Consider the following 23,557-nt stretch of genomic DNA (forward strand, 5'->3'; position numbering starts at 1 on the left):
GTGCGGTGCGGGGCCCTTCCCCGCGCTACCGTCACAGGCCCTGCGCGAGGCGGTGGTAGGCCTGGTTCCAGCGCACCTGCTGCTGGAACTCGGGCAGACGGGTCGTCTCGTCGATCACGAGCAGTTCGACCTCGGCCATCTCGGCGAAGTCGCGGAACGCCTCGATCCCCACAGCCGTCGACATCACCGTGTGGTGCGCGGCCCCGGCGGTGAGCCACGCGGCGGCGCTGGTCGGGAAGTCGGGCTGGGGCTTCCACACGGCGCGACCCACGGGCAGCTTCGGCAGCGCCGCGGTCGGCTCGACGTTCTCGACGACGTTGGCGGTGAGCCGGAACCGGTCGCGCATGTCCGACAGCGCCACCACGACCGCCGGTCCCGGATCGGCCGTGAACACCAGACGCACCGGGTCGTCCTTGCCTCCGATCCCCAGCGGATGCACCTCGAGACTCGGCTGCTGCGACGACAGCGACGGCGAGACCTCGAGCATGTGCGCCCCGAGGATCACCTCTTCGCCCGGGGTCATGTCGTACGTGTAGTCCTCCATCAGGCTGGCGCCGCCGGGCAGCCCCGCACCCATCACGTTCGCGACGCGCACGAGCAGAGCGGTCTTCCAGTCACCCTCGGCGCCGAAGCCGTAGCCCTCGGCCATCAGGCGCTGCACCGCGAGACCCGGCAGCTGCGTCAGCGCACCGAGGTCTTCGAACGAGGTCGTGAACGCACCGAAACCGCCCTCCTCGAGGAACGAGCGCAGCCCGATCTCGATCGCCGCACCATCGCGCAGCGACTGATGCCGCTCACCTCCGCGACGCAACTCGGGTGCCACCGCGTAGAGCTCCTCGTACTCGGCGACGAGTGCGTCGATCTCAGCATCCGAGGCCGCGGCGACGGCATCCGCCAGGTCGTTCACGCCCCAGGTGTTCACCTGCACACCGAACCGCAGCTCGGCCTCGGTCTTGTCGCCCTCGGTCACCGCGACGAAGCGCATGTTGTCGCCGAACCGGGCGAGCTTCAGCGAGCGCGCGGCCGCGAGGCCGGCCGCCGCGCGCTGCCACGTGGCGAGCTCCGCGCGCACGCGCGGATCGCTCGCGTGACCGACGATCGTCTTGCGCGCGACGCCGAGGCGGGTCTGGATGTACCCGAACTCGCGGTCGCCGTGCGCGGCCTGATTGAGGTTCATGAAGTCGAAGTCGATCTCGCTCCACGGCAGCGCCACGTTGTGCTGCGTGTGCAGGTGCGCGAGCGGCTTGCGCAGGCTGTCGAGGCCCGTGATCCACATCTTCGCGGGGCTGAACGTGTGCATCCAGGCGACAACGCCGATGACGCGATCGTCGGCGTTGGTCTCGAGGACGATACGGCGGATCGCGTCGGAATCGGTGAGCACGGGCTTCCAGACGATGCGCACGGGGACGTCGTCCGCCGCATCGAGGATGCCGGCGATCTCCTGCGACTGCGCGGCGACCTGCGCCAGGGTCTCGGGGCCGTAGAGGTGCTGGCTGCCCGTGAGGAACCAGACCTCGTAGCCGTCGAGCGAGGTGGTCAGCGGGGTGCGGGTCATGAGGGGTCCTTCGCGGGGTCGTTCGGGCTGTCGAGCGTGGCGTCGTTCGTGGGCAGTGCGGTGATCGCGGCGGCCTCGATGGTGAGACCGGCGCGGTAACGGTCGAGGTAGGCGGCGAAGCCGGCGACGTCGACCGGGTCGGGGTCGGCGGTGACGACGGATGCCGCGGCGAACACGCTCTCGTCGAGATACGCGGCGAGCGGTCGATCGGCGCGGTCGAGGTACGCGGCGAGCACCGCGATGCCCCACGCCCCGCCCTCGGCGGCGAGATCGCCGACGTCGACCGGGGTGTCGAGGGCCACGGCGAGGAAGCGCTGCGCGACGCCCGCGGTGCGGAACAGGCCACCGTGCGCGAACATCCGCTCGATCCGCACGCCGTCGTCGGCGAGTATGCGCATGCCCAGGGCGAGCGTGCCGAAGACGCCGTAGATCTGCGCGCGCATCACGTTCGCGAGAGTGAAAGCGGCATCCGGGGTGCGTACGAAGAGCGGGCGGCCCTGATCGAGCCCGACCACGGGCTCACCGGCGAGGTGGTTGTAGGCGAGGAGCCCCCCGGCATCCGCGTCTCCCTGCAGCGCCTCGGCGAAGAGGGTGGCGAAGACCTGGTCCTCGTCGACGAACTGACCGTTCGCGACCGTGAAGCGGTGGAACAACGCGGCCCAGGCGCCGAGCTCGCTCGCGCCGTTGTTGCAGTGCACCATCGCGACGGTGGCTCCGGCCGGGGTGGTGACGATGTCGAGCTCTTCGTGCACGGTGGGCAGCGGCTTGTCGAGCACCACCATCGCGAAGATGCTCGTACCCGCGCTGACGTTACCGGTGAGCGGGGCGACCGAGTTCGTCGCCACCATGCCCGTGCCCGCGTCGCCCTCCGGCGGGCAGAGCGGAATACCGGGTTGCAGCGCGCCGCTCGGGTCGAGGAGGGCGGCGCCCTCGGGGGTGAGCGCACCGGCATCCGCCCCCGCCGGGAGCACGGCCGGGAGCAGCTCTCGCAGACTGCGGCCGGTGTGGTCGCGGTACTTCCGGAGCATGCGCTCGTCGTAGTCGATCGTCGCCGAGTCGATCGGGAACATGCCCGAGGCATCCCCGACGCCGAGCACGTTCTCGCCGGCCAGGCGCTGGTGCACGTAGCCCGCGAGGGTGGTGATGCGGGTGACCTCGGCGACGTGCGCTTCGCCGTCGAGCGCCGCCTGATGCAGGTGCGCGATCGACCAGCGCTGCGGGATGTTCACGCCCAGCACCTCGGTGAGCTCGGCCGCGGCCTCGCCCGTAGTGGTGTTGCGCCACGTGCGGAACGGCACGAGCAGCTCGCCGTCGGCGTCGAAGGCGAGGTAGCCGTGCATCATCGCCGATATGCCGATCGCCCCGAACGAGGAGGGGCGGATGCCGTGGCGCTCCTGCGCGTCGTCGACCAGTGCGGCGTACGCCGCCTGGAGTCCCGACCACACCTCGTCGAGCGGGTAGGTCCAGCGACCGTCGACGAAGCTGTTCTCCCAGGTGTGCGATCCGGTCGCCAGCACCTCGGCGGTGTCGGCGTCGATCAGGCACGCCTTGATGCGGGTGGAGCCGAGCTCGATGCCGAGGGCGGTGCGGGTGCGCTCGATGGCGTCGCGTGCCCCGGTCATCGGCGGGCGTCCGCGCTCTGGCCGTACACGTTCTGGTACCGGTCGAAAAGCCGGTCGATCGCCTCCTGCGGGATCGGGATCACCGGGCCTGCCTCGCGGGCGTGGTGCACCGTTCGCGCCACGTCTTCGACCATGACCGCGGCCTTCACGGCATCCCTCGCGTCGACGCCGATCGTGAACGGGCCGTGGTTCTGCATGAGCACCGCGCGGCTGCGGTGGCCGCTCAGCGTCTCGACGATGCCACGACCGATCGAGTCGTCGCCGATGATCGCGAACGGGCCGACCGGGATGGGACCGCCGAACTCATCGGCCATCGCCGTGATGACGCAGGGGATCTCCTCGCCGCGCGCCGCCCAGGCCACCGCGAAGGTGGAGTGCGTGTGCACGACCCCGCCGACCTCGGGCATGTGGCGGTAGACGTAGGCGTGCGCTGCGGTGTCGCTCGACGGACTGCGCTCGCTGCCCGGGGCGCCGGGGATCGCCGCGCCGTCGAGGTCGCAGAGGATCATGTTCTCGGGGGTGAGGTCGTCGTAGCTCACGCCCGACGGCTTGATCACGAAGAGGTCGGCGCCGGGCACGCGGCCGGAGACGTTGCCTCCGGTCCAGACGATCAGGCCGTTGCGCACGAGTTCGCCGTGCAGGCGGGCGACATCGGCGCGGGTGCGGTCGATCGCCGCCTGGATGTCGGGGGCGTATCGGGGGGCGTCGTCACTCATGGCACCTCGTCGTGGTGGGGACTGTGACCGGTCACAGTTCGTGTCACGGGAAGCCTACGGCGGGTGGGAGGCGGGGTCAAGCGGGGGCGTATCGGGGCGGGATGCTTCGACAGGCTCAGCAACCCCGTACTTTCACCGGTCCCCTGACCCAGCTGGGTCCCTGAGCCTGCTGGGTCCCTAAGCCCGTCGAAGGGCCCCACCCCGAGATACTGGGTCCCTGAGCCTGCCGAAGGGCCCCCTCCGCTCAACAGGCTCAGCGGCCCAGAGTTCTTGGCCGCACCCAGGAGAGCCTCAGGCGCGCGGCACCGCGATCGAGTCGCGCACGACGAGCTCGGGCATGATCGACTCCGCGGATGCCGCAGCACCCCCCGCGATCACCGCCGCGACCGCCCGTCGCGCGAGCTCGTCGAAGTCCTGCCGCACCGTCGTCAACCGCGGCCACGCGTACGCCGCCTCGGGCAGGTCGTCGAACCCGACGACACTGATCTCCCCCGGCACCTCGACGCCCGCCGCGTGCAGCGCGCCGATGAGCCCGAGCGCCATCTGGTCGTTCGCGGCGAACACCGCCGTCGCCCCCGCGTCGCGCAGCGCGTGCGCCGCCTCGAACCCGGCACGCGCGGTCCAGTCGCCGACCACGGTGATCAGCGGGTTCAACCCGCGGGCCGCGAGTTCCGCCGCGAAACCTTCGGCGCGAGACTCCGCCTCGAGCCAGTCGGCGGGCCCGGCGAGGTGCGCGATGCGCGTGTGGCCGGCATCCGCCAGTGCCCCGACAGCCAACCGGGCACCGGCGGCCTGATCGACGCCGACACCCCGCGCATCGTGGCCCGCCGAGTGCAGCGTCACGATCGGAACGCCGACCGTCATGGTGTCGAGCATCCGCAGCGTGCGGGCGTGCGGGGCGACGACCAGAATGCCCTCGACCCCCTGAGCGACGAGATGATCGACGGCGGCGGCGACGGAGGTCCCGTCATCGGCATCCGCAAACGCCGCACTCACCCAGTAACCGGCGGCACGGGCGGATGCCTCGATCGCCGCGATGCTGCGCGACGGGCCGAACTGCAGAGCGTCGGAGGCGAGGATCCCGAGGGTGCGCGAGCGGCGAGTCCCCAGGGCCCGGGCGGCGTTGTTCATGCGATAGCCGAGCTCGCCCATCGCCTTCTCGACCCGCTCGCGCGTGGCGTCGGCGACGTCGGGATGCTCGTTCAGCACCCTCGAGACGGTCTGCCGCGAGACCCCGGCGAGCGCGGCGACATCACGCACTCCGACCGCTCGCCCGCTGTTGTCCACCACGTCGAGGAGTCTAGGCGGCGCGGCATCCTGTCCCTAACTCAGGAAGATCGGGCGGAAACAGGGCTGAAACCATCGTTTCGGAGGCCGAAGCTGCGGTTTGTCCTGAGTTGGGTACGGGACGGCCGGGCATATCTCCGGAGAATCGGAGGGATTCGGCTCAGATCGGGGCGGATTCGGGGCGGAATCGGGTGATTTTGAGGAGTTATGCGGCGCGGGGCGGGACCCTTCGACAGGCTCAGGGACCCAGTGTCGGGCCAGGGACCCGGTTCGCGCCGCACTAGTCGGCGACGACGGCGAGGGGGTCGGTCCACAGCGGGCGGAACGCGAGTTCGGCCGCCCCGACGAGCAACCGGTCCGACCCGAGGGCCGCTGTCCGCAGTTCGACGACCTCCGCGCTCTCGCTCATCGCGAGCCGCGAGACCTCGGCCGCGAGCGTGTCATGTTCCGCGTCGTCGAGCAGCGCGAGGAACCCGCCCAGCACGACCACCGCGGGGTTCAGAACGTTCACCGCGTTGGCAAGGGCGCTGCCGAGCACCCGGGCCTGCCGGGCGACCTCGGCCTCGGCCGCGGGCAGAGCCGCTACTTCGAGCGCGGCGGCGAGCGCGGCGTCGTCGGCATCGTCGAGCCCCAACAGCGCGAGCAGATGCCGCCGGTTCACCTCTTCTTCGAGCACGCCGTCGGGGGTGCGACGGTCGGCGTCGTCGTCGATGCGGGGACGGTTGTGGCCGAACTCGCCCGCGTAGCCGTTCGCCCCGGTCGCGGCCCGCCCGTGGATCACGAGCCCGCCGCCGATGCCCGACGCACCGCCGTTGAGGTAGACGAGTTCGTCGATGTCGCGGCCGGCCCCGAACAGGTGCTCGGCCAGCGCGCCGAGGGTCGCGTCGTTGTCGACGGCAGTGCGGATGCCGGTGAGCTCCTCGATCCGCGCGGCGAGCGGCTCGTCGATCCACGCGAGGTGCGGGGCGTTGCGCACGACGCCATCGGCCGTGCGCACCAGCCCGGGCACGGCGACGCCGATGCCGATCACGGTGCTGTGCAGGAGGGCATCCGTCTGCCACTGCGCAAGACGCGCGGCGACGAGCGCGGCGACCTCGGCGACGGTCGGGGGCGCGGTGTTGACGATGCGTTCGCGCACGACGATGCGGCGGTCGAGGGCGACGGCGGCGATCTCGACCGCGTCGACCTCGGGGTGCACGCTGATCGCGACGACGGACGCCGCGGGCGCGACGACCGGCGAGGGGCGCCCCGCACGCGACGAGGATTCCGGTGGGCGCTCGTCGACGAGACCCACGGCCGCGAGTTCGTACACGAGGGCGGCGATCGTCGAGCGATTGAGGCCGGTGGCCTCGGTGAGCGCCGACCGCGACTGGGCGCCGTCGTGGTGGACGATCGACAGGATCCGCGCGAGGTTCGCTTCGCGGGAACGCGGGGTGGTCACGTCACGGGGCACGTTCCCACCTTAGGGGTGCGGATGCCGCCTGTCATCGGTTATGTTGTGAATCACAACTTATTGCGCCGCAGCATCCGCTCGGCCCCGCAGACCACCGCAGCACTCGCAGAGGAGCGACCATGCCCACCCCCACCCGCGCCGACAAGTTCTCGTTCGGACTCTGGACGATCGGCTACAACGGCACCGACCCGTTCGGCGGCCCCACCCGCCCCGCGCTCGACGTCGTGCACGCCGTCGAGAAGCTGTCGGAGCTCGGCGCTTACGGTCTCACCTTCCACGACGACGACCTGTTCGCCTTCGGATCCACGGATGCCGAGCGCCAGACCCAGATCGACCGCCTGAAGGGTGCGCTCGCCGACACCGGCATCGTGGTGCCGATGGTGACCACCAACCTCTTCAGCGCCCCCGTCTTCAAGGACGGCGGCTTCACCTCGAACGACCGCCAGGTGCGTCGCTTCGCCCTGCGCAAGGTGCTGCGGAATCTCGACCTCGCCGCCGAGCTCGGCGCCAAGACCTTCGTCATGTGGGGCGGCCGCGAAGGAGCCGAGTACGACTCCGCGAAGGACGTGCGGGCGGCCCTGGAGCGCTACCGTGAGGCCGTCAACCTGCTCGGCGACTACGTCACAGACAAGGGCTACGACATCCGTTTCGCCATCGAGCCGAAGCCCAACGAGCCCCGCGGCGACATCCTGCTGCCGACCCTCGGCCACGCGATCGCGTTCATCGACTCGCTCGAGCGCCCCGAGCTCGTGGGCGTGAACCCCGAGGTCGGGCACGAGCAGATGGCCGGCCTCAACTTCACCGCCGGCATCGCCCAGGCGCTGTACCACGGCAAGCTCTTCCACATCGATCTCAACGGCCAGCGCGGCATCAAGTACGACCAGGACCTCGTGTTCGGTCACGGCGACCTGCACAACGCGTTCTCCCTCGTCGACCTGCTCGAGAACGGCGGCCCTTCGACAGGCTCAGGGACCCAGACGATTCCGGCCTACGACGGCCCCCGCCACTTCGACTACAAGCCCAGCCGCACCGAAGACGAGACCGGCGTGTGGGACAGCGCCGCCGCCAACATGCGCACCTACCTGCTGCTCAAGGAGCGCGCGGCGGCCTTCCGCGCCGACCCCGAGGTGCAGGAGGCGCTCGCGGCCGCGAAGGTCGCGGAGCTCTCGACCCCCACGCTGAACGACGGCGAGAGCTACGATGACCTGCTCGCCGACCGCGCCGCTTATGAGGACTTCGACGCGAACGCGTACCTCGGCGGCAAGGGATTCGGTTTCGTCCGCCTGCAGCAGCTCGCCACCGAGCACCTGCTCGGCGCCCGCTGAGTCCGGCGATGGCACTCGTCCTCGGGGTCGACTCCTCGACCCAAACCTGCAAGGTCGTCGTCGTCGACTCCGCGACGGGTACCATCGTGCGCTCCGGTCGCGCCGCGCACCCCGACGGCACGTCCGTCGATCCCGAGGCGTGGTGGGTCGCGCTGCAGCGGGCGATCGCGGAGGCCGGCGGTCTCGACGACGTCGACGCCTGGGCGATCGGCGGCCAGCAACACGGCATGGTCGCGCTCGACGCCGACGGCCGGGTCATCCGCGATGCCCTGCTGTGGAACGACACCCGCTCCGCGCAGGCGGCGGATGACCTGATCGGCGAGTTCGGAGCATCCGTTCTCGCGGAGCGCACCGGCCTGGTGCCGGTCGCGTCGTTCACGATCACGAAGCTGCGCTGGCTGCGCGATCACGAACCCCACAACGCCGCCCGGATCGCCGCCGTCGCGCTGCCGCACGACTGGCTCACCTGGCGGCTGCGCGGGTTCGGGCCCGAGCGGCCCGACCTCGGCGGGCTGGTGACCGACCGATCGGATGCTTCGGGAACCGGCTACTGGAACCCCCGAACCGGCGAGTACGACCGCACGCTGCTCATCGCCGCGCTCGGCCACGACGTGGTGCTCCCGAGGGTGCTGGGAGCTCGGGAATCGGTGACGGATGCCGGGGGCCGACGCGTCGCGCCCGGAGCCGGTGACAACGCCGCGGTCGCCCTCGGGGTCGGTGCGCGGACGGGCGATGTGGTGGTGTCGATCGGCACCTCCGGAACGATCTTCGCGGTCACCGACCGGAGCGTCACCGACCCGACCGGGATCGTCGCGGGCTTCGCGGATGCCGCGGACGGCTACCTGCCCCTCGTCTGCACCCTCAACGCCGCGCGCGTGCTCGACGTGATCGCGCGTCTGCTCGGCGTCGACCACGACGGGCTGAGCGAGCTTGCACTGGAGGCGGCACCCGGAGCGGGCGGACTCGAACTCGTGCCGTACTTCGAGGGCGAGCGCTCCCCCAACCTGCCCGATGCGACGGCGAGCCTGAACGCCATGACGCTCGCCTCGACGACGCGCGAGAACCTGGCGCGCGCCGCGGTCGAGGGGATGCTGGGCGGGCTGCGCTTCGGTCTCGACGCGCTACGCGAGCTCGGTGTCCCGCAGGGCCGCGTTCTGCTCGTCGGCGGCGGGGCTCAGTCGCGTGCCGTGCGTGAGATCGCGCCGCTCGTGTTCGGCCTCCCGGTCGAGGTGCCGGAGTCGGCGGAGTACGTCGCGGTGGGTATGGCCCGCCAGGCGGCATCCGTCCTCGACTGACCCCCAGCCGCTTTCGAATCGCTCACTTCGTCGTCTCAGAGGCGAGAAAAGCGCAAAGTGAGCGATTCGAAAGCCGGGCGGATGCCGGCTCACATCGTCGTCGCGACGAAGACCGGGGTCATCGCGGCCATCATCGCCGCCGAGATCACCATCGTGACGGCGCGTGACACCGCATCGCCCGTCGGGCTGCCCGCGGTGAGCTGCTCGATGCGCCTCTTCAACTGACCTGACGAGACCGGGCCTACCTCGTCGCGCAGCAACGGATGCGCCGCGTTCATGCCCTGCAGGATCGCGAGCAGCGCGAGATCGGCCTGGGTCGGCGCGAGCGTGCCCGCGATCACGGCGGCGAGTCGCGAGCGCAGCAGCGTTTCTGGCCCCGGGTCGGACTCGGGGGTGCGCTCGGCGCCCCACCCGAAGAAGCCTCGCTCACCCCGGGCCAGGACACCCTGCACGACGAGGGACTCGACGACCTCGTTCAGGGGGTCGAGCTTCGACCGCATCACGAGCGACTGCAGCTTCTTGCCGTTCACGGGCGCGAGGCGGGAGAGCGCGGCATCCAGCACCGGGTGGCCGGTCGGCTCGGCGGAGACGATGGTGATCGCCGGGTTCTTGCCCTCCCCGACCGTGACCCGGTGATGCAGCACGAGATCAACGATCACGGCCGCGATCTCGCCGAACAGCCGGTTGGTGCTCACGCTCGACTCGACCCGGCCATCCGGCCGGAGCATCAGCAGGTGGAGTTCCTCGACGATCAGCATGCCCTCACGGTATGCCGCGGCATCCGTTCGCCGCATCCCCCGTGAGGCGGATGCTTCGGCGCCGGGCGGCTTTCGAATCGCTCACTTTGCCGTTTGGAAGGTGGAGAAAGTGCAAAGTGAGCGATTCGAAAGCAGGAGTTACTCAGTAGCCGCGATCTTCTTCACGTCGTCGGTGTTGAGCAGACGGAACGCGAGCGCCGCGAGCGCACCGCCGACGATCGGGGCGACGATGTAGAGCCAGAGCGAGCTCCACGCGAAGTGTCCGCTGACCGAGAGGCCGAGCGCGACGGCCGGGTTGAATCCGCCGCCGGAGATCGAACCGACCGTGGTCGCACCGACGAACACGACTCCACCGATCGCGAGGCCGTAGAACGAGTTGCCCGCGGTGCCCTTGGCCGTCGCCACATTGAGCACGACGTAGACGAGGAAGAACGTGAAGATCGCCTCGACGAGGAACGCCGGGCCGACCTGCACGACCATGGCCTCCTTCTCGGGGGCCCACCAGACGGCACTGACGAGTGCAGCCAGCACGCCACCGATCGCCTGCGCCACGATGTAGGCGATCAGGTCGACGACGCTGAGGCCGCCGCGCACGAAGACGCCCACGGTGACGGCCGGGTTGAGGTGCGCGCCCGAGATGTGACCGGTGGCGAAGATCAACACGGCGAGCGCGAAGCCGATCGCGAGCGGTGTCAGCGGGCTGCCGCTGTTCACCGCGCCGATGATACTGAGAACGAAGAGGAACGTGGCGAGCGCTTCTGCGACCGCCTTGCGAGCCGTTCCGGCCATGGATGTACCCCGATTTCTGAGATGGAGGATCAGCGATCCCCCCGGACCGCCGGCTGAAAGCTATCGGGACCTCGCCCGGGCGTGTCGCGCGACGCGCGGCATTCCTGGGAAATCGCTGAACGAACCTCACCCTGTCAACCCCTTCGGGAACATCGGATGCCGGCGCCTAATGTCGCACGCATCACCACCAAGGAGGCTCCCATGAGCAGCACCCCGACCGATTCCCCCGACGACGCGACGTTCGAGCAGAACCGCCGCGATCAGCTCACGACGGCCCCTGAGTCGACCGAAGCCGACGCCGCTCCCCGCATCGACGTGAGCGAGCACGACGGCACGACGCGCATCGACGTGCGCGACGACGCCGAAGTTCGCCCGGGACCCGGACCGGGGATGCCGGAGGCGGCCGGCGAGTAGCCTCAGATCACTCGACGGGGGGCTCGACGCAGGGCAGGGCTGCCGCGTTGACGGCCTCGCGGTACTGCTCCGCCGTGAACGGCAGACCGAACTCGGGGGCGGTCTGGCCATCGGCGGCCGGGGCCTTCGAACCGATCGCGGCGAGCTCCCAGGCCAGCGACTGCGCGATGCCGGCGCCCGCGGTCGAGTTGTTGAGCACCACGGCGACGGTGAACCCGCTCGTCGGGTCGGAGTAGGCGGCGGTCGCGTACCCGGGCGTCCATCCGTGCTGGCCGACCATCGATCCCACCAGGAACGCACCGCCCGTGGCCTGGTACCAGGACTCGGCACCGTCGAAGGCGGGCAGCGGCGCGGCGAAGCGGGCGGGCTCCTCTTTCGTGCGCAGCACCTGGCGGGCCTCGGCCTGCGCGTAGCGGCCGAGGTCGGAGATGGTCGAGACCGCACCCGAGTCGGTGTATCCGGAGCTCGATGACAGCGTGGTGATGTCGACGGGGGCGCTGCACGCGAAGCCGCCCTCGATCGGGTTCAGGTAGTGGCCCGTGAGCGCGTCATCCGACGGCGGTGCAGGGGTCGACGGCGGGAGCGAGGTGTTTGCGAGGCCGAGCGGTGCGGTCACGTACTCGGCGATCAGCTGCGAGGCCGACATGCCCGACGCACGCTCGAGCGCGAGGCCGAGCAGCAGGTATCCGGCGTCGGAGTCGCGGTACGTGGTGGCCACGGGCGTGCGCGACTGGGCGAGCCCGAAGCCGGCCAGCTCGAGCGGTGCCCACACGCGACCGGGGGTGTTCAGCCACTCCGCCTTGACCTTCTCTTCCGAGGAGCCGAGACCGGCGGTGCCGTTGCAGAGGTCGAGGAGCGTCACGTCGTCGAGGTCGGGCACACCCGAGACGTAGTCGGGCACGGCGCCGTCGAGGTCGACGGTGCCCTCATCAGCGAGCGCATAGAGCACGTCGCACGTCATGAGCCGGGTCACATCGGCGATGCGGAACGACATGTCGACATCGACCGGTGTCTCGCCGCCGGGCTCCTGGGATCCGACGCCCGTCACCCACTGGCCGCTCCACGGTGCCCAGACGCCGACGATCGCAGCCGACGAGCCCGATGCGCGGATCGCGTTCTCGACGGCCTCCTGCATCTGCGCGGTCATGTCGTCGGGCAGAGCGCCGTCGACCTGCGCCGGAGGCTCGTAGGTGAAGGTGTCTTCGGAGGTGCACCCGGTGAGAGCGAGTCCGAGCACGACCGCACTGGCCGCGGCGGCGCGCCAGCGGCGCGACGAGAGAAGCTGCATGAAGGAAACCCCCGAAGATGTGTCCCCCGATTCTAGAGCGAGGATCCTGAAAGACGGCATCGCGCCCCAGCATCCGCCGACGTTCTATGGTGAGTGGGTGCCCCACACCTTCGATGACGCCGTGACCGCCGCCGTTCTGCACCACATGAACGACGACCACACCGACGACAATCTGCTCATCGCCCGCGCGTTCTCGACGGCGTCGGATGCCGAGGTGACGGATGCCGTCATGACCGGGTTCGACGGCGACGGCGGCACCTGGCAGGTCACTCGCGGCGGCGAGACCTCCGAGCTCGTCGTGCCGTGGCCGGGCGGATCGATCTCCGAGCGACCCGAGGTGCGCCGCGAGATCGTCGCGCTCTACGACGCGGCCTGCGAGCGCCTCGGCATCGAGCCGCGCCCGCACGCCTGAGTTTCGAATCGCTCACTTCGTCGTTCGGCGACGACGAAGACGACTATCTGAGCGATTCGAAAGCCCGAGGAGTGCTCGAAATCGGGTTTCGCCAAAGGTAAGGCTCCCCTTACACTTAGCTCATGCCCGAGATCCTCTCCTTCTCCGCCGCCCTGCGCGAGCGCTCGTCCGGATCGCACTCCCGCAGCGAGACCGCCGGCTTCATGTCCGACCTCCTGAAGGGCGAGGGCTCCCGCGAGGACTACATCTCGCTCGTCGCCCAGCACTACTTCATCTACGAGGCGCTCGAGGGAGCAGGCGACCGCATGCGCCAGGACCCGGTCGCCGCCGTCTTCATCAGCGACAAGCTCACGCGTCTGCCCGCGCTCGAGGCCGACCTCGAGTTCCTGCTGGGCGCCGATTGGCGCGAGCAGATCGTGCCGCTGCCGACCACGCAGCGCTACGTCGAGCGCATCAACCAGGTCGGCGCGACCTGGGCGGGCGGATTCGTCGCCCACCACTACACGCGCTACCTCGGCGACCTCTCGGGCGGCATCTTCATCGGCCGCGTGATGGCCCGCCGCTTCGGCTTCGAGACCAACGGCATCGGGTTCTACCTCTTCGACGACATCGCCGACCCGTCGGCGTTCAAGGACGTCTACCGCGAGCAGCTCGACGCCGCCCCGTGGGACGAAGCCGAGCGGGAGCGCGTCATCGACGAGGTGCTGCTCGCCTACCGCTTCAACACCGAGCTCTTCGAAGACCTCGACCGGGCCCGCGCCGCGGCGTAGGTTCCTTCGTGGCGGGACGCTTCGACAGGCTCAGCGACCCAATTGCCGGCTCAGCGACCCGATACTTACTGGGTCCCTGAGCCTGTCGAAGGGCCCGACCCCGCAGCTCCTCAGGCCTTCGGGATCTCCGGAGTCGACCGGGCGATCCACGCATCGCGCATGAACCGCCGCACGTCCTCGTCGACGCGGATGTCGCTCGGCCGCAGCGCCCGCGACAGATACAACCCGTCGAGCGAGGTCAGGCGACTCAGCGCGACGTAGGTCTGGCCGGGCGCGAACGCCCCGGACCCGAGGTCGATCACGGCGCGGTCGTACGTCTTGCCCTGCGACTTGTGGATCGTGACCGCCCACGCCAGCCGCAACGGGAACTGCGTGAACTCGGCCACCACGTCGCGGCTGAGCTTCTTCGTGTTCTGGTCGTAGGCGTAGCGGAACCGCTCCCAGACCGCGGGTTCGACGTCGACCTCCTCGCCGTCGATGTCGACGCGCACGGCACCGCCGAGGATGCGGAGCACCGTGCCGATCGTGCCGTTGACCCACCGCGGCGGCTCCCCCGACATCGCGGTGTCGTTGCGCAGGAACATGACCTGCGCTCCGACCTTGAGCTTGAGCTCCGACTCCGCCGGCAGAGAGGCCTCGCCGCGACCGAAGTCTCCGCTGACCTCGGCCCGAGCGGTCTGCTCCTTGCCGGGGAGGGCGGCGAGGTGGCGGCTGTTGATGCCGTTGACGATGTCGTTGCGCGTGGCGAGCGTGATCATCGGCACCTCGCCCGGCTCGGGATCGGGGGGCGTGCGGGCACCCTGGGTGTTGAGCACTCCGGCGATCTCGGCGGTGACCCGGCCGTAGCGCACGGCGTTCAGCATCGCCTTGAATCCGTCGTCGGACTGCCGGTGGATCTGCACGAGTTCGCGCACGTGCAGCTCGGCGCGCGTGTCGACCGCGAACAGGCCGTCCTGGTCGGACTGCCCACCGCCCGCACCGCCGGAAGGACCGGCCCAGACGTGCGCATCGAAGAACCAGAACGAGCGGTAGTGGTCCTTCACGTATCGCGCCTCGTCGCCCCGCGGCGGCACGGGCGCGAGCTGGTACGGGTCGCCGAACATCACGATCTGCACCCCGCCGAACGGCTCTCCACGACGTCCGCGCGCCTGGCGCAGCGACCGGTCGATGGCATCCATGAGGTCGGCGTTGACCATCGAGATCTCGTCGATGACGAGCGTCTCGATCGCGTTGAGGATGCGCCGGGTGGCGTCGTTCTGGTCGATGTCACCGTCGGCGATGAGTCCGATCGGCAGACGGAACAGCGAGTGGATCGTCTGACCCTCGACGTTCAGCGCCGCGACACCGGTCGGCGCGCAGATCGCGATCTGCTTCTTGGTGTTCCAGGCGAAGTACTGCAGCAGCGTCGACTTGCCGGTGCCTGCGCGACCGGTGATGAAGACGTGCTCGCTCGTGTCCTCGATGAGTCGGAAGAGCTCGTGCTGTTCTTCGGACAGGGCAGGAAGGGACACGGTTCTCGCAAGAGGAAGAAGGACGGATGCTGGCGCTCCACCATGCTACGGCCCGCCGCCGAGCGCGGGGTCTCGGCGCTCGGCTTCGTCCCAGGACGCTTCCCTAGACTGAATTCATGGACGGGGTGGAGTCTTCAGCGCGCGGGCGCGCGCGCGTGGGCGTCGATCTCACGATCCTCGCCCTCGTCGGAATCGTGCTGATCGCGGCGCTCGGCGCCGGCGGCGCGCTCCTCTATAAGGACTACTACAGTCCCTCCGCATTCGTCACCCGCTACCTCGACCTGCTCTCGTCGGGCCGGGCCGCGGATGCGCTGCGCGTTCCGGGCGTCGCCGTCGACCGAGAGACGCTCGACGACGCGGGACTCTCGGCCACGGCATCCGAGGCCCTGCTGCGCCACGCGGCGCTCGCTCCGCTGACCGATGTGCGCATCGAGTCCGAAAAGGCCGTCGACGGCGGCACGGCCGTCACCGTCGGATACTCGGCCTCCGGCCACCCCGGCACGACCACGTTCATCGTGACGCAGGACGGCTGGGACGGCGTCGCACCGCGCTGGCGGTTCCGCGACAGCCCGCTCGCGGTCGTCGATCTCACGCTCCGCGGCGCCGACCAGTTCTCGGTCAACGGCTTCGCGGTCGACCGGCGGCAGGTCTCGGCCGCTGGGATGGATGCCGCTCCCCTCGATCCTCTGCCGCTCCTGGTCTTCACCCCGGGCCTCTACGCCGTGACGGTCGACACCGCGATCTCGGAGTCGTCTGGCACCGGCGTGCTCGCCGACACGCCCCTCGCGACCACCCCGCTCGACGTGCAGACGACCCCCACCGATGAGTTCCTCTCGGTCGTGCAGGAACGCGTCGAGGAGTATCTGACGGGGTGCACGTCACAGGAAGTGCTGCAGCCGACCGCGTGCCCCTTCGGCATGGAGGTCAAGAACCGCATCGCCACCCTGCCCTCATGGTCGATCGTCACGCAGCCGACGGTGACCGTGGAGCCGGACGGCTCGCAGTGGCGGATCCCGCCGACGGATGCCGTGGCGCACGTCGAGGTCGAGATCCGTTCGCTGTTCGACGGGTCGATCCAGGCGGTGTCGGAGGACATCCCGTTCCAGGTCAACGGGTCGATCGTGATCCTCGCCGACGGCACGGCGTCGATCCGCGTCGGGTCTCCCCAGGACGTACCGGCCGGCTAGACGACTATTCGCCGGCCGGCTAGACGGCCGTCGCCGGCCGAGCGGCCGGCAGAGTAGCGACGGCTCAGCTGCGGCCCGCCTCGGCGTTCCGACGGTCGCGCTCGGCGATGCGCGCGAGCTTGGCGTTGTACTCCTCGAGCTCGGCGTCTCCGGTGCGGTCGGCATGCCGGTCACGACGCTTCTGCAGCTTGGTGTCGCTGCGGCTCCACTGGATCGCGACGGTGATCGCGAGGATGAGGGTCGGGATCTCGCCGATCGACCATGCGACGCCGCCACCGATGTACTGATCGTCCATCGGGTCGGGGCCCCAGGTGCGACCCATCGAGCCGAACCAGTCCGCGACCATGAGTCCCTCCTGCATCATGATGGCGACGCCGAAGAACGCGTGCATGGCCATGATGGCGATGAGGGTGATGAGGCGGCCCGGGTACGGCAGGCGGTAGGGAACGGGGTCGGCGCCGATGAGGCTGAGCACGAAGAGGTACCCCGAGATGAGGAAGTGGATGACCATCCACTCGTGCCCGAGGTGCTCGAACATCGACCAGCGCACGAGGTCGGTGAAGTAGAACGCCCACAGCGACAGGATGAAGATGCCCGCCGCCACGAACGGATGCGTGACGACCTTCGAGAACGGCGAGTGCACCGCCCACAGGATCCACTCGCGGCCACCGCGGGTACCGTCGTCGCGCTTGTGGATCGCGCGCAGCGCGAGCGTCACCGGCGCACCCGACACCAGCAGCAGCGGGATCGCCATCGACAGCATCATGTGCCCGAGCATGTGCACGCTGAACAGGTACTCCTGGTACGCGTTGATCGGGCCGCAGGTGACCCACACCAGCATGAGCATCCCGAGCACCCAGAAGACGGCGCGGTGGATCGGCCAGCGGTCGCCGCGACGGTGCAGGCGGATCACACCCGCGATGTAGAGGAAGAGACCGAAGCCGGCGGCGACCACCCAGAGGATGTCGATGTCCCACGCGGTGAACCAGCGGTCGAGCGTGAACTCCGGCGGCACGTTCGAACGGGTGAGCACCTCGGCGGGGGTCTGCGCGAACGCCGCCTCCTCGCCGGTCGGCGGGGGCGTGCGAGCGAGGGCGGCGGCGGCCCCCGAGGCGAGACCCATGAGCGCGACCTCGCACAGCACCAGCGTCCAGAACCAGGCGGATGCCCGGGGGCCGTCGAGCTTCGGGATCAGGCGTGCGCGGTACCAGGCGCCGAGCAGGCCCATGCCGCCGAGGAGCACGACCTTGGCGAGCAGGATCGCGCCATAGGGGGTGGCGAGCTGGCTCCAGTCCCCGAGGGCGACGACCGAGCGCGCGACGCCAGAGATGGCGACGACGAAGAACGCGGCGATCGCGAGTGACGAGTAGCGGCGCACGAGCTGCGCGGCGTCAATGCCGTCGCGTCCGCGCAGAAGGATCATCAGGAGGAGTCCGCCGAGCCAGACGGCCGCGCCGATCGTGTGCAGCAGGATCGAGTTGACGGCGGTGGTGTGGCCGGCGAGATCACCCGAGTGCCCCTGCGTCGCGAGCGGGAGGAAGGATGCCGCGGCCAGGATCGCCGTGAGGAGGGTGGGGGTCCAGGTGCGCCAGGCGAAGGCGAGCACGGTGATCACGGAGCCGAAGATGGTCGTGATCAACCACGACTGGCCGAGCGCCGTCTCGAGCAGGTAACGCCCCAGCTGCGCGCCGAACTCGCGCTCGATGCTGAGCTGCGGGTTGAACGCGGCCATGAACGTGAGGAACGCGGTGAACCCCGCCGAGATCGTGAAGACCGCCGCGCCGATGGAGGCGATGTTCAGGGCCGTGTCGAACGGCTTCTCTCCGCTCTTGAGTGCGAAGAGGGCGAGCACGAGCGAGCCGAGCATGGCCGCGGCCGCGATGTTCATCACGAGCTTGACGATCGGCGTCGCCCACATCACGAAGGGGCCCGGGTCCTGCAGCAGCAGCGGTGCCGCTCCCCCGCCGACGACGAGCGCCGCGACGACGCCCACGATCGCGGCGGCAGCGAGGATCGCAATGCCGGCGAGGCGGTACGTCGCACGCGAGGGGGTGGTCGCGACGCGGGAGTTCACCCCTCCAGCCTAAGCCGCGGCATCCACCCCGGCTGACGGGGTGCCGGATGTCGGGAACGCAGAAGGCCGCCACCCCGAGGGGCGGCGGCCTTCGACAGGAAGCGTCTTACTTGACGGCTGCCTTCAGCTTGGAACCAGCGGTCACCTTGACGCGCTTGCCGGCCGGGATCTTGATCTCGGCGCCGGTCTGCGGGTTGCGGCCGGTGCGAGCGGCGGTGTCGACCTGCTCGAACGAGATCCAGCCCGGGATCGAGACCTTGCTGCCCTTGGCAACGGCGTCGGAGACCGTGGAGAACAGCGCGTCGAGGACACCCGAGACGGTGGCCTGGCTCTGGCCGGTGGCGCTGGCGATGCTCGCGACGAGCTCGGTCTTGGTGATGGACTTGTCAGCCATGTCATCCTCCAGCGACGAGGATCTCGTCGCATCGTTGTGTGGATCGGAGCGGATGCCCCTGGTCGAGTGACCGCCTCGAATGTATCAATGACCACCCCCATTTCCGCGTCATTTCGCGGGTTTTGGTCATTTATTGGGCGTGTTGCACGACTTTTGTCACTCCAGTCACAGGTTTTCGGGCCTGTTCCGCCCGGTTTCAGGCCCGGTGCGCCGAAATCACGGCCCGCGCCGTGCGCTCGAAAGCGGGCGATACGCGGTCGTCGCCGTCGAGGTATCCGCCCACGAGAGCGGCATCGCGGAGCAGCACGAGCGATGCCGCGACCTCGGCCGGGCGCTCGAGGCCGGCCTCCCGGGCGACGTGCTCGAGCGTGCTCCGGAACCATTCGCGGTGCTCGTCGATCATCGTGCGGACGGGGCCCTCGCCGTCGGGGTACTCGGCTGCCGCGTTGATGAACGGGCAGCCACGGGTGTGCCGCAGACGGATGTCGGCGACGATCCCCTCGATGACGGCGTCGACGAGCCGCGCGGGGTCGGTGGTGGATGCTCCCGCCTCGGCGAACATGTCGCGCAGCATCCGATCCTCGTTCTCGAGGTACGCGAGCACGAGGTTCTCCTTGCCGCCGAACTGCTTGTACAGCGTCGCGCGCGTGACCTCGGCCTCGGCGATCACCCGGTCGACGCCGACCGCGTGGATGCCCTCCTCGTAGAAGAGGCGCGTGGCGGCGTCGATCAGACGGGCACGGGCGGGGCTCGGGCGCTTCGGGGTGTCGGTGCTCATCTTCTCGGTGCTCATGGTGGGTCCTCCCCTCATCGTGGCATCCGTTCGTCGAATTCTCGATTCTCGGGAATATCTTGCAGTAGATAGAACGTTCGGTCTACTATCAGCGTAACGCACTTCCGAACCGCAGGACCGAGCAAGGAGAAAATCATGAACAGCACCGACAAGACCCCGATCGTCCTCATCCACGGACTCTGGATGACCCCGAAGAGCTGGGACACGTGGGCCGACCGCTTCCGCGCCCAGGGCCACGAGGTCATCGTTCCCGGATGGCCCGGCATCGACGACCGCACCGTCGACGACATCCGCCGCGACCCGTCGGCGCTCAAGGGCATCGGCCTGAAGCAGATCGCCGACAACTACGAGCGCATCATCCGGGCGCTCCCCGTGAAGCCGATCATCATGGGACACTCGTTCGGCGGAGTGCTCACCCAGATGCTCGCCGACCGCGGCCTCGGCGTCGCCTACGTGGGTGTCGCCCCCGGCCAGACCGCCGGCGTCACCGCGCTCCCACTCTCGACCCTCTGGACCGGAACCCCGATCCTCTCGAACCCCTTCGGACGCAACGGAGCCAAGCCTCTCTCGAAGCGCCACTTCCACTTCACCTTCGGCAACGACCTCGACCGCGCGGCATCCGACGCCCTGTGGGAGGAGTACGCCGTCAACTCCTACAACCGGGTCTTCTTCGAGGGCGTCACCTCGGTGCTCAACGAGAAGGGCGGCGTCACGCACGTCGACTACGCCCGCGCCGACCGCGCCCCGCTGCTGCTCATCGCCGGCGAGATCGACCACGTCGTGCCGCCGGCCATCGTCCGGGCGATCGAGAAGAAGTACCGCGACTCCGGCAGCCCCGCCGTCGTCGACTACGTCGAGTACCCCGGCCGCACCCATCGCCTCGTCAGTCAGGACGGCTGGGAGGAGATCGCCGACAAAGCCCTCACGTGGGCGGTGCAGCACGCCGAAGCATCCGTCGCGTGAGGGACGGCGCTGCGCGCTCCGCACGAGCGGAGGAGATCTCGCCTTCCGCAGGACCAGAATCAGGATCCGGTTTTGCGGAAGGCGAGATCTCCTCCCTTGCGTGTGCGGCGATGCGGATGAAGGCGGATCATCCACGGTGCTTCCCCTGAGCAACCGCCTCCATGATGACCGCCCGCCCTTCAGGCCAGTGCTCCATCACCTGCTCGTATCCGAACCGAAGCACGGTGTACCCACGCAGGAAGAATCCGTCCTCCAGGGCGCGTCAGGCCCGAGATATCCTCCGTTACGGGGGCGAGCATCACCTCAGCGCGGCGCGAAGCATCCGACACCGAATCAATGAGTTTCTCGACGAGACCATCGCCTGCCGCCAGCGCAGGAGAACTCTCGTTCCGCAGGAGCGGATGCCCGAATCGATCCTGCACAGTGCGAGATCTCCTCCCGAGCGTGCGCTCCCAAGACCCCCGGACACGCAGAAGGGGCGAGGATCCGAAGATCCTCGCCCCTGGGGCCCTTCGACAAGCTCAGGGACCGAAAATGCTTACCAGCTCGACTTGGTCACGCCGGGCAGCTCGCCACGGTGCGCCATGTCACGGAAGCGGACACGCGAGATGCCGAACTTCGTGAGGACACCGCGGGGGCGGCCGTCGATGACGTCGCGCGAACGCACGCGAGCCGGCGACGCGTTGCGCGGCAGCTTCTGCAGGCCGACGCGTGCGGCCTCGCGGGCCTCGTCGGTGGCGTTCGGGTCGACCAGGGTCTTCTTCAGCTCGGCGCGACGCTCGGCGTAACGCTCGACGATGACCTTGCGCTGCTCGTTGCGAGCGATCTTGCTCTTCTTAGCCATTGATCAACGCTCCTCTCGGAATTCGACGTGCTTGCGGACCACCGGGTCGTACTTCTTGAGCACGAGACGGTCGGGGGTGTTGCGGCGGTTCTTCTTGGTCACGTACGTGTAACCCGTACCCGCCGTCGAACGCAGCTTGATGATCGGACGTACGTCCTGAGCCTTCTTGGCCATTAGAGCTTCACACCCTTCGCCTGGAGGTCCTTGACGACGTTCTCGATGCCACGGACGTCGATCACCTTGATGCCCTTGGCGGACACGTTGAGCGTGATCTTACGACCGAGCGACGGAACGAAATAGGTCTTCTTCTGCACGTTCGGGTCGAAGCGGCGCTTCGTCCGGCGGTGCGAGTGCGAGACGTTGTGACCGAAACCGGGAACAGCTCCGGTCACCTGGCACACTGCTGCCATGATGACTCCTTCTATACCGTGAGGCCGGACGGCCTCACCCAAGATCCCTTGTCTGCACGCCATCCGCTGGACCCTTCGACGAGCTCAGGGACCCAGAAACGGAACAGCATGCGAACTGCGCACAGGAGTGTGCACAGACAATCGCCAATGCTATCACAGCATCATCCCCACCCAGCATCATCCCCACCCGGCATCCCCCATCCGGCTTTCGAATCGCTCACTTGGTCAATTCTGGGGCCCGGAAACTGCAAGGTGAGCGATTCGAAGCCTGAGGACGGATGCCGGGGGACGACGAAGACCCGCGGATGCCGGAGCACCCGCGGGCCTTCCCGAGAGGGAGTGTTACTCGGTGACGGGGATCGACGCCGACTTCAGGGCGTCGACCGTCGACGTCTGCGCGTCGGTCAGCGCGTCGGCGAGGGTGCCGCTGCCGCTGACCGCGCCCTTGAACCCGTCGGAGACGTCGGCGTAGGTCTGCGTCATGGTCGGGCCCCACACGAAGTCGGGCGAGACCTGCGTGGCCGCCTCGGCGAACACGTCGTAGATCTTCTGCCCGCCGTAGAACTCGACACCGTCGGCGAAGACCGGCAGCGACAGGCCCGCGGTCGTCGCCGGGTAGAGGTTGGCGGCGTCGGCGAGGGCCGTGAGCGCCTCCTCGGAGGTGTTCAACCACAGGGCGAACTTGGTCGCCTCGTAGACGTGCTCGCTGCCCTTGAGCACGGCGGTCGACGAACCGCCCCAGTTACCGGCGACGGCGTCGCCCGCGCTCCACTGCGGCAGCGGCGCGACGGCCCAGTTGCCGGCCGTGTCGGGCGCACCGCTCGAGATCGAGTTCGCGCCCCAGACGGCGGAGTTCCACGTCCAGACCTCGCCCGAGTTGTAGGCGTTGTTCCACTCATCGGTCCACGCGGGGACGGTGGCGACGAGGTCGTCGTCGAGCAGGCCCTGCCAGTAGTCGGCGACCGAGATCGACTGCTCGCCGTCGAGCGAGACGGTCCAGCCGGCGTCGTCGCTCGAGAACCACTGACCGCCGTCCTGCCACACGAAGCCGGCGAACTGGTTGATGTCGGACTGCGAGAAGTTGGTGATGTAGCCGCCGAGTGCGCGGATCTGCACCGCGGCCTCGCGGTACTCGTCCCACGTGGTGGGGATCGGGATGTTGTTCTGCTCGAACAGGTCGGCGCGGTAGAACAGCGCCATCGGGCCGATGTCCTGCGGGATGCCGTAGACGCCCTCGGTGCCGAGCGTCACCTGACCCCAGGCCCAGTCGACGAAGTCGCCCTCGGCGGCCACGACGTCCTCGCAGGCGCTGAGGTCTTCGATGCCGTCCTGCACGAGGAAGTTCGGCAGGGCGTCGTACTCGATCTGGCCGAGGTCGGGAGCATCGCCCGCCTGGAGCTGGTTGAAGAAGTTCTGGTACGTGCCACCGTTGCCGTTGGGGCCGGTCTGCACCTTCACCTGGATCTCGGGGTTCTCGTCGTTCCAGATCTTCACCACGTCTTCGATCCCGGGGATCCACGACGTGAACTCGAGCGTGACGTCGCCGTCCGACGGGGTGCAGGCGGCGGCGTCGCCCCCTGTCGAGGTGTCTCCGCCACCGGCGGAGCATCCCGTGAGCACGAGCGCCGCAATGGCGATCGCGCCGGCTGCCTTCTTCTTCGAATGCTGCATTTCTGACCTTTCTCGGTGGTGCATGA

Annotated in this window: 23 protein-coding genes; 7 read left to right on the plus strand and 16 right to left on the minus strand. The window is 69.2% G+C overall.

The features are described 5' to 3' along the window. Positions 1–31 precede the first annotated feature (31 nt). The 5 genes from araA to ACFY9N_RS14165 form a co-directional block, all read right to left on the minus strand. Positions 32–1,555 carry an L-arabinose isomerase gene (gene araA, locus ACFY9N_RS14145; protein WP_391479405.1) on the minus strand — a complete coding sequence of 508 codons (1,524 nt, stop codon included), beginning with the start codon at positions 1,553–1,555 and terminating at the stop codon, positions 32–34. Next, entirely contained in the window at positions 1,552–3,177 is a 1,626-nt protein-coding gene (locus tag ACFY9N_RS14150) for a xylulokinase (protein ID WP_391479406.1), read from the minus strand. The genes araA and ACFY9N_RS14150 overlap by 4 nt, the downstream gene beginning before the upstream one ends. Next, complete coding sequence (locus tag ACFY9N_RS14155) at positions 3,174–3,893, minus strand: L-ribulose-5-phosphate 4-epimerase (RefSeq protein ID WP_391479408.1); 720 nt, start codon at positions 3,891–3,893, stop codon at positions 3,174–3,176. Before ACFY9N_RS14155 ends, ACFY9N_RS14150 begins: the two co-directional genes overlap by 4 nt. Before the next feature lie 291 nt (positions 3,894–4,184). Beyond that, entirely contained in the window at positions 4,185–5,183 is a 999-nt protein-coding gene (locus ACFY9N_RS14160; protein WP_391479409.1) for a LacI family DNA-binding transcriptional regulator, read from the minus strand. Between the two features lie 277 nt (positions 5,184–5,460). Continuing rightward, complete coding sequence (locus tag ACFY9N_RS14165) at positions 5,461–6,633, minus strand: ROK family protein (protein ID WP_391479411.1); 1,173 nt, start codon at positions 6,631–6,633, stop codon at positions 5,461–5,463. Between the two features lie 119 nt (positions 6,634–6,752). Between ACFY9N_RS14165 and xylA the strand changes: the two genes are divergently transcribed. Beyond that, positions 6,753–7,958 (plus strand): xylose isomerase, encoded by a 1,206-nt coding sequence (xylA, locus tag ACFY9N_RS14170; RefSeq protein ID WP_391479412.1) that lies wholly within the window; start codon positions 6,753–6,755, stop codon positions 7,956–7,958. An 8-nt stretch (positions 7,959–7,966) separates the two neighbouring features. Further along, the gene (gene xylB, locus ACFY9N_RS14175) at positions 7,967–9,253 is read left to right on the plus strand and encodes a xylulokinase (protein WP_391479414.1); all 1,287 of its coding nucleotides are present in this window, start codon (positions 7,967–7,969) and stop codon (positions 9,251–9,253) included. An 89-nt stretch (positions 9,254–9,342) separates the two neighbouring features. On the opposite strand, the gene ACFY9N_RS14180 is transcribed toward xylB, so the two are convergent. Next, complete coding sequence (locus tag ACFY9N_RS14180) at positions 9,343–10,011, minus strand: GPP34 family phosphoprotein (RefSeq protein ID WP_391479415.1); 669 nt, start codon at positions 10,009–10,011, stop codon at positions 9,343–9,345. 138 nt (positions 10,012–10,149) lie between these two features. Beyond that, positions 10,150–10,800 (minus strand): MIP/aquaporin family protein, encoded by a 651-nt coding sequence (locus ACFY9N_RS14185; protein WP_391479416.1) that lies wholly within the window; start codon positions 10,798–10,800, stop codon positions 10,150–10,152. A 201-nt stretch (positions 10,801–11,001) separates the two neighbouring features. Between ACFY9N_RS14185 and ACFY9N_RS14190 the strand changes: the two genes are divergently transcribed. Then, positions 11,002–11,214 (plus strand): multidrug transporter, encoded by a 213-nt coding sequence (locus ACFY9N_RS14190; protein ID WP_391479418.1) that lies wholly within the window; start codon positions 11,002–11,004, stop codon positions 11,212–11,214. A 7-nt stretch (positions 11,215–11,221) separates the two neighbouring features. Here the strand turns inward: ACFY9N_RS14190 and ACFY9N_RS14195 are convergent, their stop codons facing one another. Further along, the gene (locus tag ACFY9N_RS14195; RefSeq protein WP_391479419.1) at positions 11,222–12,502 is read right to left on the minus strand and encodes a serine hydrolase domain-containing protein; all 1,281 of its coding nucleotides are present in this window, start codon (positions 12,500–12,502) and stop codon (positions 11,222–11,224) included. Between the two features lie 97 nt (positions 12,503–12,599). On the opposite strand from ACFY9N_RS14195, the gene ACFY9N_RS14200 reads away from it, so the two are divergent. Beyond that, entirely contained in the window at positions 12,600–12,914 is a 315-nt protein-coding gene (locus ACFY9N_RS14200) for a DUF2470 domain-containing protein (protein ID WP_391479421.1), read from the plus strand. A gap of 122 nt (positions 12,915–13,036) precedes the next feature. Continuing rightward, positions 13,037–13,684, plus strand: coding sequence for a heme oxygenase (biliverdin-producing) (locus ACFY9N_RS14205; RefSeq protein ID WP_391479422.1), 648 nt, complete (start codon positions 13,037–13,039; stop codon positions 13,682–13,684). A 110-nt stretch (positions 13,685–13,794) separates the two neighbouring features. On the opposite strand, the gene ACFY9N_RS14210 is transcribed toward ACFY9N_RS14205, so the two are convergent. Further along, positions 13,795–15,195 (minus strand): ATP-dependent RecD-like DNA helicase, encoded by a 1,401-nt coding sequence (locus ACFY9N_RS14210; RefSeq protein ID WP_391479423.1) that lies wholly within the window; start codon positions 15,193–15,195, stop codon positions 13,795–13,797. Between the two features lie 116 nt (positions 15,196–15,311). On the opposite strand from ACFY9N_RS14210, the gene ACFY9N_RS14215 reads away from it, so the two are divergent. Further along, entirely contained in the window at positions 15,312–16,382 is a 1,071-nt protein-coding gene (locus tag ACFY9N_RS14215) for a hypothetical protein (protein WP_391479425.1), read from the plus strand. Positions 16,383–16,446: 64 nt separating this feature from the next. On the opposite strand, the gene ACFY9N_RS14220 is transcribed toward ACFY9N_RS14215, so the two are convergent. From ACFY9N_RS14220 to ACFY9N_RS14230, 3 genes are all read right to left on the minus strand, one after another. Further along, positions 16,447–18,456 carry a cytochrome c oxidase assembly protein gene (locus tag ACFY9N_RS14220; protein ID WP_391479426.1) on the minus strand — a complete coding sequence of 670 codons (2,010 nt, stop codon included), beginning with the start codon at positions 18,454–18,456 and terminating at the stop codon, positions 16,447–16,449. 106 nt (positions 18,457–18,562) lie between these two features. Next, positions 18,563–18,850, minus strand: a complete 288-nt coding sequence (locus ACFY9N_RS14225; RefSeq protein ID WP_247624225.1) for an HU family DNA-binding protein — start codon at positions 18,848–18,850, stop codon at positions 18,563–18,565. 196 nt (positions 18,851–19,046) lie between these two features. After that, positions 19,047–19,643 carry a TetR/AcrR family transcriptional regulator gene (locus tag ACFY9N_RS14230; protein ID WP_391479427.1) on the minus strand — a complete coding sequence of 199 codons (597 nt, stop codon included), beginning with the start codon at positions 19,641–19,643 and terminating at the stop codon, positions 19,047–19,049. A gap of 135 nt (positions 19,644–19,778) precedes the next feature. On the opposite strand from ACFY9N_RS14230, the gene ACFY9N_RS14235 reads away from it, so the two are divergent. Further along, positions 19,779–20,606, plus strand: coding sequence for an alpha/beta hydrolase (locus tag ACFY9N_RS14235; RefSeq protein ID WP_391479429.1), 828 nt, complete (start codon positions 19,779–19,781; stop codon positions 20,604–20,606). Between the two features lie 538 nt (positions 20,607–21,144). Here the strand turns inward: ACFY9N_RS14235 and rpsN are convergent. From rpsN to ACFY9N_RS14255, 4 genes are all read right to left on the minus strand, one after another. Further along, on the minus strand, positions 21,145–21,450 hold the full coding sequence (gene rpsN, locus ACFY9N_RS14240) for a 30S ribosomal protein S14 (protein WP_017829734.1): 306 nt from the start codon (positions 21,448–21,450) through the stop codon (positions 21,145–21,147). 3 nt (positions 21,451–21,453) lie between these two features. Then, entirely contained in the window at positions 21,454–21,624 is a 171-nt protein-coding gene (gene rpmG / locus ACFY9N_RS14245; RefSeq protein ID WP_046014935.1) for a 50S ribosomal protein L33, read from the minus strand. Continuing rightward, positions 21,624–21,860 carry a 50S ribosomal protein L28 gene (gene rpmB, locus ACFY9N_RS14250; protein WP_017203559.1) on the minus strand — a complete coding sequence of 79 codons (237 nt, stop codon included), beginning with the start codon at positions 21,858–21,860 and terminating at the stop codon, positions 21,624–21,626. Before rpmB ends, rpmG begins: the two co-directional genes overlap by 1 nt. A gap of 342 nt (positions 21,861–22,202) precedes the next feature. After that, positions 22,203–23,531 (minus strand): ABC transporter substrate-binding protein, encoded by a 1,329-nt coding sequence (locus ACFY9N_RS14255; RefSeq protein ID WP_391479433.1) that lies wholly within the window; start codon positions 23,529–23,531, stop codon positions 22,203–22,205. Positions 23,532–23,557 lie beyond the last annotated feature (26 nt).

It is taken from the genome of Microbacterium sp. NPDC008134 (genome assembly GCF_042957055.1).
Taxonomy (GTDB): domain Bacteria; phylum Actinomycetota; class Actinomycetes; order Actinomycetales; family Microbacteriaceae; genus Microbacterium.

What these genes read in the sequence shown, in the direction of transcription:
- araA (WP_391479405.1), bottom strand. Translation starts at nt 1,555, where the DNA reads ATGACCCGCACCCCGCTGACCACCTCGCTCGACGGCTACGAGGTCTGG.
- ACFY9N_RS14150 (WP_391479406.1), bottom strand. Translation starts at nt 3,177, where the DNA reads ATGACCGGGGCACGCGACGCCATCGAGCGCACCCGCACCGCCCTCGGC.
- ACFY9N_RS14155 (WP_391479408.1), bottom strand. Translation starts at nt 3,893, where the DNA reads ATGAGTGACGACGCCCCCCGATACGCCCCCGACATCCAGGCGGCGATC.
- xylA (WP_391479412.1), top strand. Translation starts at nt 6,753, where the DNA reads ATGCCCACCCCCACCCGCGCCGACAAGTTCTCGTTCGGACTCTGGACG.
- xylB (WP_391479414.1), top strand. Translation starts at nt 7,967, where the DNA reads ATGGCACTCGTCCTCGGGGTCGACTCCTCGACCCAAACCTGCAAGGTC.
- ACFY9N_RS14180 (WP_391479415.1), bottom strand. Translation starts at nt 10,011, where the DNA reads ATGCTGATCGTCGAGGAACTCCACCTGCTGATGCTCCGGCCGGATGGC.
- ACFY9N_RS14185 (WP_391479416.1), bottom strand. Translation starts at nt 10,800, where the DNA reads ATGGCCGGAACGGCTCGCAAGGCGGTCGCAGAAGCGCTCGCCACGTTC.
- ACFY9N_RS14190 (WP_391479418.1), top strand. Translation starts at nt 11,002, where the DNA reads ATGAGCAGCACCCCGACCGATTCCCCCGACGACGCGACGTTCGAGCAG.
- ACFY9N_RS14195 (WP_391479419.1), bottom strand. Translation starts at nt 12,502, where the DNA reads ATGCAGCTTCTCTCGTCGCGCCGCTGGCGCGCCGCCGCGGCCAGTGCG.
- ACFY9N_RS14205 (WP_391479422.1), top strand. Translation starts at nt 13,037, where the DNA reads ATGCCCGAGATCCTCTCCTTCTCCGCCGCCCTGCGCGAGCGCTCGTCC.
- ACFY9N_RS14215 (WP_391479425.1), top strand. Translation starts at nt 15,312, where the DNA reads ATGGACGGGGTGGAGTCTTCAGCGCGCGGGCGCGCGCGCGTGGGCGTC.
- ACFY9N_RS14225 (WP_247624225.1), bottom strand. Translation starts at nt 18,850, where the DNA reads ATGGCTGACAAGTCCATCACCAAGACCGAGCTCGTCGCGAGCATCGCC.
- ACFY9N_RS14230 (WP_391479427.1), bottom strand. Translation starts at nt 19,643, where the DNA reads ATGAGCACCGAGAAGATGAGCACCGACACCCCGAAGCGCCCGAGCCCC.
- ACFY9N_RS14235 (WP_391479429.1), top strand. Translation starts at nt 19,779, where the DNA reads ATGAACAGCACCGACAAGACCCCGATCGTCCTCATCCACGGACTCTGG.
- rpsN (WP_017829734.1), bottom strand. Translation starts at nt 21,450, where the DNA reads ATGGCTAAGAAGAGCAAGATCGCTCGCAACGAGCAGCGCAAGGTCATC.
- rpmG (WP_046014935.1), bottom strand. Translation starts at nt 21,624, where the DNA reads ATGGCCAAGAAGGCTCAGGACGTACGTCCGATCATCAAGCTGCGTTCG.
- rpmB (WP_017203559.1), bottom strand. Translation starts at nt 21,860, where the DNA reads ATGGCAGCAGTGTGCCAGGTGACCGGAGCTGTTCCCGGTTTCGGTCAC.
- ACFY9N_RS14255 (WP_391479433.1), bottom strand. Translation starts at nt 23,531, where the DNA reads ATGCAGCATTCGAAGAAGAAGGCAGCCGGCGCGATCGCCATTGCGGCG.